Annotated in this window: 8 protein-coding genes; 3 read left to right on the forward strand and 5 right to left on the reverse strand. The window is 69.6% G+C overall.

The window, feature by feature from the left end; all coding sequences use genetic code 11:
- Positions 1 to 17 precede the first annotated feature (17 nt).
- Both VH914_18200 and VH914_18205 read right to left on the reverse strand, forming a co-directional pair.
- Complete coding sequence (locus tag VH914_18200; GenBank protein HEX4493140.1) at positions 18 to 3479, reverse strand: S8 family serine peptidase; 3462 nt, start codon at positions 3477 to 3479, stop codon at positions 18 to 20.
- A gap of 115 nt (positions 3480 to 3594) precedes the next feature.
- Positions 3595 to 3741: a hypothetical protein gene (locus VH914_18205; protein HEX4493141.1), complete on the reverse strand. Its 147-nt coding sequence runs from the start codon at positions 3739 to 3741 to the stop codon at positions 3595 to 3597.
- 181 nt (positions 3742 to 3922) lie between these two features.
- Here VH914_18205 and VH914_18210 point away from each other — a divergent pair, with 181 nt between their 5' ends.
- Together VH914_18210 and VH914_18215 are read left to right on the forward strand one after the other, a co-directional pair.
- Positions 3923 to 4888, forward strand: coding sequence for a YafY family protein (locus VH914_18210; GenBank protein HEX4493142.1), 966 nt, complete (start codon positions 3923 to 3925; stop codon positions 4886 to 4888).
- Between the two features lie 289 nt (positions 4889 to 5177).
- The gene (locus VH914_18215) at positions 5178 to 8015 is read left to right on the forward strand and encodes an ATP-binding cassette domain-containing protein (protein HEX4493143.1); all 2838 of its coding nucleotides are present in this window, start codon (positions 5178 to 5180) and stop codon (positions 8013 to 8015) included.
- Between the two features lie 42 nt (positions 8016 to 8057).
- Here VH914_18215 and VH914_18220 read toward each other — a convergent pair whose 3' ends face one another.
- Positions 8058 to 9431 carry an ABC transporter substrate-binding protein gene (locus VH914_18220; GenBank protein HEX4493144.1) on the reverse strand — a complete coding sequence of 458 codons (1374 nt, stop codon included), beginning with the start codon at positions 9429 to 9431 and terminating at the stop codon, positions 8058 to 8060.
- A 70-nt stretch (positions 9432 to 9501) separates the two neighbouring features.
- Positions 9502 to 10044, reverse strand: a complete 543-nt coding sequence (locus VH914_18225; GenBank protein HEX4493145.1) for a hypothetical protein — start codon at positions 10042 to 10044, stop codon at positions 9502 to 9504.
- Between the two features lie 89 nt (positions 10045 to 10133).
- Here VH914_18225 and VH914_18230 point away from each other — a divergent pair, with 89 nt between their 5' ends.
- Positions 10134 to 10589, forward strand: coding sequence for a MarR family transcriptional regulator (locus VH914_18230; protein HEX4493146.1), 456 nt, complete (start codon positions 10134 to 10136; stop codon positions 10587 to 10589).
- 35 nt (positions 10590 to 10624) lie between these two features.
- Here the strand turns inward: VH914_18230 and VH914_18235 are convergent, their stop codons facing one another.
- A complete protein-coding gene (locus VH914_18235) occupies positions 10625 to 11512 on the reverse strand; it encodes an undecaprenyl-diphosphate phosphatase (protein HEX4493147.1) in 888 nt (295 codons plus the stop codon).
- Positions 11513 to 12006 lie beyond the last annotated feature (494 nt).

Genomic DNA, 12006 nt, shown 5'->3' on the forward strand with positions numbered 1-12006 from the left:
CCAATCCGGCCACGCTCTCAGCCGATTGTGTAGTGATACGGCAGCGCGGCGATCACCGCTCCGGTGCCGAACTGCGGGAGCGCGGTGACGCCGGCGGGGAAGGCCGCGGGCATCACGAGGTTGAGGACTCCCGATACGACGGTTCCCGGCGCGCCGCTCGGTGTGATCGTGACCCGGATCGTCTTCGTCTGACCGGGCTTCAAGAAGATCGGACGGTCGAACCCGTTGTTGTTCGGGTCGATCGAGTTCCCGTAGGGATCTCCGGTGCTCGTGGTCACGTCCGAGTCGAACGCGTAGGTGCGCATCGACGCGGTCAGCGTCGTCGATCCTGCGACTTGACCCGCGTCGGTGAACGGTCCGATCTCCTGGACGCCCGTGAACCACAGGCCCTTGGTGATGAAGTTCCGGGTACCGGTCTCGCTCACGGTCGCGCTCGAGATCGTGCCCCCGGCCTGCGCCGCGGCGAGGTCACCGAGGACGTCGAAGCCGTTGGCCGATCCCAGCAACTCGAGCTGGGCGGGCACGGTCGAGCTCGCGGCGACCGTCAGGCTCGACGTGTCGGGTGGGACGTTGTACGTCGGGTTCTGCGCGCCGTTCTCCGGGAGGGCGAACGTGCTCGAACCCTGGATCGGCACCGGCTGCAACGTGACCGTGTTCATCAGTCGCGGATCGGCGCCGACGAGGATCGGCTGCACGCCCGGATTCGTGACCGACACCGTGGTCGTCACCGGTACGCCTGCGGCGAGAACGGTCGCCACATCGTCGGGTAGGCCGGCGCGGTCGACCGGCAGTGCGTCGAAGCTCACGTCGCCGCGGAAGCTCTGGGTGAAATACGTGCCGCTGACCGGGTTCTGCGCGACGGCGACGAGCGTCCAGCGCCCGGGAAGCGGATCGGCGGTGAACGATTGCATCCCGCGCTTCAGCGACAGGACCGTGCCCTGGCGGTTGGGGGTCAGGTTCGACACCACGTTGGAGAGCTCGCCCTTCGGATCGATGAGGACGAGGTCGAAGACGCTCTCCGGGTTGTGATGGAACGAGATGTCGACGTCGAGTTGCGACGTCTGCTTGGGCACGTCGAACTGGTAGCTGAGCGTCTCTCCGGGCGCACCGGGGCGCGCGTTGCCACCGGTGATGATCCCGTTGAACGTTCCGTGCCCGCTGCCCGTGTCGATCAGCGTGCGCACGACCGCGCCCACCGCGGTCTGGTGCCCGTCGGAGCTCGCGAGCGTCACCGCGTCGGTCTGGTCGCCGGTCGCGGCGGTCGGCACCGTGAAGCGGGTGGTCACGACCTGGCTGGCACCGGGGTTCAGCGTGAAGACCGGCGGCTGCACCGAGCCGACGGCGATGGCGCGCTCGGTCGTGGCGGCCAGACCGATGACGCCCGTGTAGCCGGCGCTGCCGCCGAGCGAGTAGAGGACGGCGGTCCACGTGCCGGGGGCGGGATTTCGCACGTCGACGGTCGCCTCGTTCGCGCTCGCGGCGCCGCCCTGAGGAAGGCTGTTCGCGACGAGCGTGCCGTCGGGCGCGAGCAGCGTGAGCCGCACGGTCGCGTCGGTGGAGCTCGGACGCGATCCCGCCCACGCCACCTGCGCCACGAGTCGCGATCCGCCCGGAGGCACGTGGAAGGTGAGCTTCCTGTCGGCCCAATTCTGGCCGTTGTAGTAGGTGAAGGTCGGCAGGGTCGTCGAGTCGAACTCGGTCGCCTGGGTCGACTCCGCGAGCGTCTGCTCGGCGCGCGTGCCCGCGGCGACCGTCTGCGGATCGGTGCCGACGTTGGTCACGGTGAACTTGCCCTGCTTGGTGCTCCCGGGCGTGCCGGTGAGCGTCATCTGGTCGGTCGAGGTGACGATGTTCGACGCGACCGACGGGTCCGCGGCCGCCGTCGCGCCCGGCCACGTGAGCGCGGCCTCGGTTGCGGCGCGCGCGTTCAGCAGACCCGATCCCTGCTCGGACGGCGGCACGCTGAGATCGGTCGCGGTACCGGTGATGATCTGCTTCACCACGGCGGGCGACGGCGACGCGCCGTCGTGCGTCGATCGGTACGCGGAGATGACGAGCGCGGCGACGCCGGCGGTGAGCGGCGCGGACTCGCTCGTACCGCCGAACGCTTGGATGTCGGACGGGCCGGCCGGGCTGCGGAAGTTGAGGCAGCTCGAGAACCCCGGCTCGCACACCGCCCAATTGCCCTCACCGGGCGCGACCAGGTCGACCGTGCGCCCGAGCTGCGTGACGCCCCCGGACGACAACGCCGAGATGTTGTCGCTCGTCCAACGACCGTTCGAGAACGGCTCGGCCGCGTACGTGGTCTGCGCGTACAGCCGGTTGTCGGTCGTCGCGCCGACGGAGATGACGTTCGGGTCCGCGGCGCTGCCGGCGATGGTGCCGTTCACGCCACCGTCACCGCTCGCGACGGTGAGCGTGACACCGGCCGCGACCGCCTGATCGTTGAAGAGCTGAATGGCGTTGCGGCTGCTCGCGTCGGGGAACTGCGTGACCCCGAACGACTCGTTCAACACGTCGACGTGGTCGACGCGCACGGCGTAGTCGATCGACTGGAGGACCGAGCTGGTGGTGAAGAACGTGCCCGCGGCCTTCAACGCGACGATCTGCGCGCCCGGCGCGACGCCGAGGATGCGGATGTTGCAGCCGGGCGGGAGTGGGTGCGCCTGGTTCACGAAGTCGGACAGGTCGTAGGACACGGTGCCCTGCGCGGCGATCGACGACGCGTCGCCGAAGGCCTCGCCGCCCTCGCTCGGCGCGTTCGGGCCTTCACCCGAGAAGTCCTGGTAGTCGACGATGACGTGGTCGCCGCCGGGCGTGACGAAGTCCGGGTTGTCGGGATCGATGCCGTCGGCGATGTACGCGACCTTGACACCGGCGCCGGTCGAGAGCTGCTGCGCGTTCGGGCTGCCGTCGGTCGTCAACGCGTCGATCGACTGCAACGCCTCGGGCTCGACGAGCGGAGCGGCCGGATCGGTCGGGCAGATCGTGAACGGATTGCCGACGTCGTTCGGGCGCGTCGACGCGCCGGAGGACGCGGAGGCCGCGGGCGATGACGACGCGCTCGTCGCGCCCGGAGTGGGCCCGGGTGTCGAATCGAAGCGCACGCTCGCGTCCTTGGCGACCGACGCGACGGCCGGGTCGCTCGCGAGCGCGGCGGCTTGGTCGCTCGTCACGGTCGCGCCGAACGCGTTGCCGACCGCGAAGTGCGTGACGCGCGTCGGCGCGGGCCCGGCGAGGCGCGCGAGCACCGCGTCCTGTGCGCTCGTTGCTCTCGACGCACGCGCGGAGATGTGCGCCTTCGACGCGGGCGTCGACGCGAGCTGATCGGCGAGCACGACGATCACGCGTTCGCGTCTCGTGCTCGTCGGTGACGCCGCGCCGGCGCGGGCGACTCCGCCCGGCACGACGAGTGCGGTGACGAGTCCGATCGATCCGACCAACGCGCCGAGACGCGCCCCCACATTGCGAGACCTCATTGCTGGTCCTTCCCCCGCGAAACCGACCACGCTCGGCGCGATCATCGACGCTGGGTCGCCGCCGCGCAAACGACGCGACTCGCGACGGGCCGAGCTCTTGGGGGGGAGCCGGCGGTCAGGCCGCGCGGTCGGGATCGGTGCGGCCGGTGCGCGCGGTGCGCCGCGATCCTTCCGCGGGTCGGGCGAGCCGGCTCCGGCCGGCCTCGGCGCGGTAGCGGGCCTGGCGATCACGCGCGAGCTCGGTCGCGAAGATGGGGTGCATGCTGGCCTCCTGTGGGTTCGGGTCACGCTCGCTTCGCTCACCGCTCCTGACGCCTCGGTCGGCGAACGAGCGGCCGCAAAGCGACCCGCTCGTTGCGGCGGGAGCGCTCTGATCTGCTGCGTTTCACGGTACGACGGGACCCGGACAGGATCGGTCCGCAACCCCTGAAATACTTGCGGAGATGGATACGCCGACCCGGCTCCTGCGCCTCCTCGTCCTGCTCTCCGCGCGGCAGTCCTGGACCGCGGCCGACCTCGCCGACCGGCTCGAGGTGACGGAGCGCACCGTGCGCCGCGACATGACCCGGCTGCGCAGCATGGGCTACCCGGTGACCGGGAGCTCGGGCCCCTACGGCGGCTACGCGCTCGGTGCCGGCGGCCACCTGCCGCCGCTCGTGCTCGACGACGACGAAGCGGTCGCGGTCGCGATCGGACTGCGCGGCGCGACGGCGGGGGGCACGCCCGGCGTCGAGTCTGCGGCGCTGTCGGCGCTCACGAAGCTCGACCGCGTGCTGCCCGCGCAACTGCGCGAACAGGTCGCCGCGCTCCGCACCGTCACGGTCGGGTTGAGCCGGCTCGACGTGCCCGCGTTCGACGTCGACGCGCTCGTCAACGTCGCCCTCGCCTGCTCGCGGCTCGAACGCCTTCGCTTCTCGTACACGGACGCGAGCGAGCAGCGCACCGATCGGCTCGTCGAGCCGTTCCGCCTCGTGTTCACGAGCCGTTCCTGGTACCTCGTCGCGTACGACACGAACCGCGCCGACTGGCGCACCTTCCGCGTCGATCGCATGGACGAGATCAAGCTCACCGGTGCGCGCTTCACGCCGCGCGACGAGCCCGATGCGGCGCGCATGGTGGCGGAGGGCATGGCGTTGCACGCGCACTCGCTCCAGGCGCGCGTGCGGCTGTACCTACCGCTGGAAGACGCGCGCCGCTGCGTGTCGCGCACGGTCGCGATCCTCGAGCCCGACACGAACCCCGAGTGCACGATCGCGCGCATCGGCGGCGACGCCGACTGGATCGCGCGGTACCTCGCGAGCATCGCGTGCCGAGTCGAGGTGCTCGAGCCCGACGAGGTCCGTGCCGAGGTGCGCGCGCTCGCCGAACGGCTCCTCGCCGACCACCGCGGAGTCGCGCCGACCGCCTGACACGCGTGTCAGATGACGCGTATCCTCCGCTCGCCTGAGCGCGATCCCGCACGAAACGGGCGGGTCGCTCTGCGGCCCGCCCGAACCGGGGGCGGAGGCGTCGGGGAGGGCGAAGCTTGCGAGCCCGACCAAAAAGACCGGTCGCCGGTGGGTCTACGACGGGGAGAGCGGTGGACGAGGCGAGCCCGGGGCGGGGCGGCGAGACGCCGGCTGTCGGCGCCTCCCCGGCCGAGCTGCTCGAGCGCGACGACCTGGCGCGCGTGGTGTTCTTCGGCACCGAGCGCGGTTGATGCTCGCGTCCCTCTTCACGGCGAACCTGCTCTTCGGCGGCGCGGTCGATGGGCTCATCGTCGCCCTGCTCGGCATGGGCATCGTGCTCGTGTACCGGTCGAGCCGCGTCATCAACTTCGCGGTCGGCGACATCGGCGTGCCCGCGGCCGCGCTGCTCGCGATCATGGTCGCCAAGAGTCACTGGCCCTACTGGCCCTCGCTGATCGCGGTCGTGCTCGTCGGCACGGTGTCGGGCGCGGTGATCGAGCTCGCGGTCATCCGCCGGTTGTTCCGCGCGCCGCGGGTGATCGTGCTCGTCGCGACGATCGGTGTCGCCGAGCTCGCGCAGGCCGTCACGCACGCGCTGCCTGATTACCGCACCGGCGACATCCAGGCCTCGTTCCCGAGCCCGATCGCGAGCCATTGGAACGTCGGCAGCATCACGATCGACGGCGCGCAGCTGCTCACGCTCATCGTGGTGCCGCTCATCACGCTCGGTCTGTGGTGGCTGCTCGGACACTCCCGCTTCGGCGAGCAGGTGCGCGCGTGCGCGACGAACCCGGACCTCGCGCGACTCACGGGCGTGAATCCGAAGCTGATGTCGACCGCGATCTGGAGCATCGCCGGCTTCCTCTCCGCGATCGCGGTGATCCTCTGGGCGACGACGCAGCACTCGTCGGAGCTCGTGTCGATCGGACCGGACACGTTGCTGCTCGGGCTGACGGCCGCGTTGATCGGACGCATGACGTCGTTCCCGAAAACGGTCGTCGGCGCGATCGTCGTCGGGATCCTCTACCAGCTGATCCCGTTCAACTTCTCCGAAGACGCGGGTCTCGTGCAGTTCCTGCTCTTCATGCTCGTGCTCGTCCTCGTCGCGCGCATGCGCCGCAGCGACGACACCGGCGGCGAGTCGTTCGCATTCGCGCCACGCGTACCTCCGGTGCCCGAACGACTACGTGAGATCTGGTGGGTGCGGCGCATGCCGCAGCTGCTCGCGGGCGCGGCGCTGCTGTTCGCAATCGCACTCCCGCTCGTCGTCACGCAGTCGAGCCGGCAGCTGACGTGGGCGACGATCCTCGGCTTCGCGATCTGCGTGATCTCGGTGACCGTGCTCACTGGTTGGGGCGGCCAGCTGTCGCTCGGGCAGATGGCGTTCGCGGGCGTCGGTGCGCTCAGCGCAGCCGCGTTCGAGCGCGGCGTGCGCGTGAACATCGGGTGGCACGCGCACCGGTTCGTGAACGCGCACCTCTACCCGTTGCCGTTCGCGCTCGCGGTCGTGTTGGGCTCGGCCGTCGCGTGCGTGTTCGCAATCGGCGTCGGCGTCGGCGCGCTGCGCGTGAAGGGGCTCCTGCTCGCGGTGAGCACGCTCGCCTTCGCGATCGCCGCCGAGGAGTACATCTTCCACCGGCCGATCTTCTCGGGGAACGAGTTCTCGACCGCGGTCACGTTCAACCGTGGTCACCTCGGGCCGTTCGATCTCGGCGACCGCAACCGCGCGTACTACTACCTCGTGCTCGGCTGCCTCGCGGTGGTGGTCGTCGCGATGTCGCACCTCCGGCGCACGGGCATCGGTCGCATCATCATCGGCGTGCGGGAGAACGAGCCCGCAGCCGCCGCGCTCACGGTCTCGCCGACGCGCGCCAAGCTCATCGCGTTCGCGTCGGGTGGTTTCATCGCGGGCTTCGGCGGCGCGCTGCTCGGCGGCACGGTCGTGAGCATCGCGTTCTCACAACGCTTCTTCCGCGTCGAGGATTCGCTGTCGATCGTCGCGATTGCGGTGATCGGCGGGCTCGGCAGCCTCACCGGCGCGATCACCGGCGCGCTATGGGTCGTCGGCCTGCCCGCGTTCTGGCCGACGAACGCGGAGGTCCCGCTGTTCACGTCGAGCATCGGGCTGTTGATCATCCTGCTTTACATCCCCGGCGGCTTCACGCAGATCGGATACTGGGCGCGGGGCTGGGTGCTGCGCTGGGTCGAGAAGCGGTTACCCGAGGCGCCCACGAAGACGGTCGTCGCCCCGCCCGCGTCGCTGACGCGCGTCGCGACCGGGCCGCCCGCGACGAACGCCGACGGCGGCGTGCTCGCGACCCACGGCTTGACGGTTCGCTTCGGTGGGCTGGTCGCGGTGAACGGCGTCGACTTCTCGGCGCGCGCGGGCGAGGTCGTCGGGCTGATCGGCACGAACGGCGCGGGGAAGTCGACGCTGCTGAACGCGATCGGCGGTTTCCTCCCGAGCACCGGGCGCGTCGAGCTGCTCGGCCGCGAGATCTCGGGTCTCGCCGCGCACCAACGCGCGCGGGTCGGCCTCGGTCGCACGTTCCAGGCCGCCACGCTCTTCCCGGAGCTCACCGTGCGCGAGACCGTCGAGCTCGCGCTCGAGGCGCGCGGCGCGACGCCGTTCTGGGGAACGCTGCTGTGGTTGCCGAAGGCGACACGCGGTGAGCGTGCGAAACGAGCGGAGGCGCGCGAGCTCATCGACTTCCTCGGCCTCGGGCGCTACGCCGACCGCTTCATCGCCGAGCTCTCGACCGGTACGCGTCGGATCGTCGAGCTCGCGGCGGTGCTCGCAGTCGCGCCGCGCGTCATCTGCCTCGACGAGCCGACCGCGGGCGTTGCCCAGCGCGAGGCCGAGGCGTTCGGACCGTTGATCAAGCGCGTGCAGCGCGAGCTCGACGCGACGCTCGTCGTCGTCGAGCACGACCTCCCCTTGATCCTGTCGATCAGCGACACGATCTACTGCCTCGAGGCCGGCGCGGTGATCGCGTCGGGCGCGCCGCACGACGTGCGCAACGACCCGCGCGTCGTCGCGTCCTACCTCGGCACCGACGAACGAGCGATACAACGTTCCAACGCATGACGACGCGACCGTTCCCGCATCAGAGTGTGAGCTCGACCGGGACTAGGAAGGCACGTCCTTCACGGGCGTGAGCGGCTTCCAATCGCCGACGTCGCCGAGCGTGGGGTCGTAGGCGACGAGCCCGTAGGTGTCGTCGGCGTCGTACTTGCCGGTGTGCAGCGAGGCCCACGTCGTGTCCAACAAGTTGAACGACCCCATGTTGTTCACCGCGTTCACCCAGTTCGCGATGTTCAGGTTCGTGCCGACGCGCTTCGCGATCGTGTCGAACATCATCACGAGCGTGCAGGCGTCGCCGGCCGCGCCCTGAATGTTGTTCTCGCGGCCGTTCTTGAGCTTCAGGTGCGTGAGCGTCGGCGGAACCGTCACGCCGGTATGCGTCTCGAACACGCTCCTGCAGAACTTGCCGTTCTTCGTCTTCTCGTGCTGCGTGCCGGTGAGACCCTCGGCGGTGATCATTCCGGTGTAGGGGTTCGGGCTCGCGTGAGCCTTCTGCTCGTCCTGCGCACCTTCGAGGATGCCGGTGCTGTCGGCGATGATCGGGATCGTCGGGAACGACGCGCGCACCTTCTCGACGAACTGCTTCGCCTCCATCGCCGCGCCCGCGAGGAAGACCGCGTTCACGTGCTCGGTCTTCCACTTCTCGATGAAGCCGCCGAGTTGCGTCTGCGCGGCCGTCGTGTCGGTCCCCGAGATCGACACGACGCTCGGCGGAACCTGCTGCACGCCCATGCCCGCGAGCGCGGGCTTCAAGACCTGCGACACCTCTTGTGTCGTGTTCGAGTCGGCGAGGATCGCGACCGTCTTGCCGTCGAGCGTGTGTTGCGACTTCAGGAGCGCGGCGATGATCTTCACGCGCCGGTCGTCGAGGATGTCGGGCGTCAGCAGGAGACCGGGGGGCGCCTGATCCATCATGTCCTGCGTGATCCCGAACGTGATCAGCGGCAGGTGGTGCTGCTTGGTGACGCACAGCGGGATGTCGGGCGTGATCTGACCGAACTCGCCGACGACGGCGAACACCTTCGAGTCGTCGGCGAACGCGGTGCACGCGGCCATGCCGTCGGTCTCCGCGAGCGGGCACACCGTCTTGTAGACGGGCACGATCTTGCGACCGCTGATGCCGCCGTGCTCGTTGATCTCGTCGACGAACGCCTGATACCCCTTCTGCTGCAGGGGCTCCTCGAAGTCGTTGAACGCCGCGGGGATGCACGCGAAATCGATCATCGCGATGCCGAGCTTGATCGTCGTCGGCGTGACACCGACCGCGGTTCCGGTCGTCGTGGTGGTCGTCGCGCCCGGTGCCGTCGTCGCGGTCGTGCTGTTCGCGCCCGACTTACCGGCCGAGTTGGCCGCGCACCCCGTTGCCGCCAACACCATCACGAGCACCGCGGCGACGCCGGACCGACGTCGCCGCTCCACTCGAAGCCCTCGCACGCGCATCCCCCTCGGCCCGGAACGCGCGAACTGTACGACAGCGAAGCTGTCGGGCTCAGGCGCCCGTCCAGCAGCTCATCACCGTGGCGGCGATGCTCAACGCGACGTTGTCGCGGGTCTGCGGCGGCGTCCCGAACTTCTGGGGGATGCCCGACACGTCGATTTCGAGCACCTTGTTGTCCTTACGGACGATCACGGAGCCGTTCGTCGTGATGAACGCGCCCTGGCCGAAGGCGATCGCGTCGGGCCGGCGGCCGAGCGTCTGCGCGTCCTGGTTGTAGAGCGCGGCGACCGCCGACTGGCTCGCGAGCTCTTTCACCGAGAGCTTGATGGTGCCCTGCGCATAGACGTAGTTGCACGAGTAGACGTGGTCGGCCCACGTCGGCGTCGAGACCTTCGCGGTCACGCCGAGGCTCGCGGCGATGTCGGTGACCGCCTCCTTCGAGCAGATCATCCGCGATGACTCGGACGGATTGGCACCCGGCTTCGCGACGGTCGTCTGCGACGATCCACTCGCGTTCGGCGAGCTCGACGACGAGCCGCAACCGGCGGCGGCGAGCCCGAAGGCGACGATGGCTACGAGGGCGAGGCGGCGCACGACGGACACGATAGCGACGGCCGCACCGGTCCCGTCCGCGGGCGCTCGGGGCTTGGCTTTCGAAGGTTAGTTCGCTACGCTAACAATCTGTGACGGCATCGACGGTCCCCCCGGCACGCGACGCCGAGCAGGGCGAGATGACGACCCGCCTGCGCATGGTCGTCGCCCGCCTCAGCCGGCGGCTGCGCCAAGAGGCGAACGAGGGTGCCACGCCCTCGCAGCTGGCCGCGCTGGCGACGATCGAGCGCCACGGCCCGATCGCGCTCGGCGACCTCGCCGCCCACGAGCGGGTCCGCCCGCCGTCGATGACGCGCATCGTGGCCGGGCTGGAGGAGACCAAGCTCGTGCGGCGCACGGTCGACCCGTCGGACCGCCGCGTCGCGCGCGTCTCGATCACGAGCGAGGGCTCGCGGCTGCTCGTGCGATCGCGCACCCGCCGCGACGCGTTCCTCGCGTCGTTGCTCGATCACCTCGACGCCGACGAGCTCACGCTCGTCGAGCGCGCGGTACCGATCCTCGAACGTCTCGCCGACACGCCGAACTGATTCGCACGCGCCTTCGGCCGCGTTCGGAGCGCGGTCTAGGCGAAGCGGATGATGGAGAGGGCGCCGGCGACGAGGCAGTAGATGCCGAACGGCAGCAGGTTGCGGGTCTGGAAGAACCGCACGAGGAACCGCACCGAGACGAACGCCGCGAGCGCGGCGCAGATCCCGCCGACCACCGCCTGACCGCGGATGCCGTCGCCGAGATGACCGGTGAGGTCGGGGATCTTCAGCACCCCCGCGGCGAGGATGATCGGTGTCGCGAGCAGGAACGTGAAACGCACCGCATCTTCGTGGTCGAGGCCGCGCACGAGTCCCGCGACCATCGTGATGCCCGAGCGGCTGATGCCGGCGAACAGCGCGCCGACCTGCGCGACGCCGACCGCGAGCGCTTCCTTGAAGTTCAGCGTGTCGGAACGGCGGCCGACTTCAGTCTTGCTGTGCGTCGTCTCGTGGGTCGCGACGAGATCCTTGACCATCGACTTGCGGCGCAGCCACTCACCGAACAGCAGGATGCAGCCGTTGATCGTCAGGAAGATCGAGGCCGCGAGCGGCTTCGCGAACACGACCCGCAACTCGTGTTCGAACGCGAGACCGATGACGCCGGCAGGGATCGTCGCGACGATCAGCAGCCACGCCATCTTCTCGTCGACGGTCTCGATGCGGCGCGTGCGCAGCGTGCGGAAGAAGCCGCCGATGATCTTGATCCAGTCCTCGCGGTAGTACACGAGCAACGCGAGCGCGGTCGCGACGTGCAGCGCGACGAGGAACGCGAGGTACGGCGACTCCTTCGACTGCTCGTTCGCGATCGTGTGCCATCCGAGCCACGCGGGCAGCAGCACCGAGTGACCGAGACTCGAGATCGGAAAGAGCTCGGTGACGCCCTGGAGCAGTCCGATCACGATCGCTTGGAAATAGCTGATCATCGGGCACGCTCCGGGAGGGTCGAGAAAGTCGGGTCACAGTACAAGAACACCTGCGCACGACCATGAAGACGGCGTGAAGGTCCTTTGCATAAATCGTTGGCATGAAAGGCCTCTCATCGCCCAGACTCTCCGGCGGTTCCGACGTCGATGTCGAAGGGGGTGACCAATGCCGTTGAGCTCTTCCGTTCCGGTCTTGGTGTCCCTTCGCGCCCGCGACGGCCGCCGCAATTCCGCGGCCTGAGCGCGCGTCGAGCGTCGCCTCGCCGGTCGGCGCCATTGCCGCACGTGTGTCGCGCGCGGCCACTTCTCTCGGAGGCAACTCATGTACAACAACCCCTACGTCCTCGCGGCCATCAGTCGTGAGCGTCAGACCCGTGCGATCGAGGATGCACGCCGGGCGCGTCTGCGCCGGCACGTCCGCAGCGGTCGCCGTGGTCCCTAGAGAACGATCGGAAGCGTGGAAGCGGCGAGCGCGAGCGCACGCGAGCGCGACC

The organism is Acidimicrobiia bacterium (genome assembly GCA_036271555.1).
Lineage (GTDB): Bacteria > Actinomycetota > Acidimicrobiia > IMCC26256 > PALSA-610 > DATBAK01.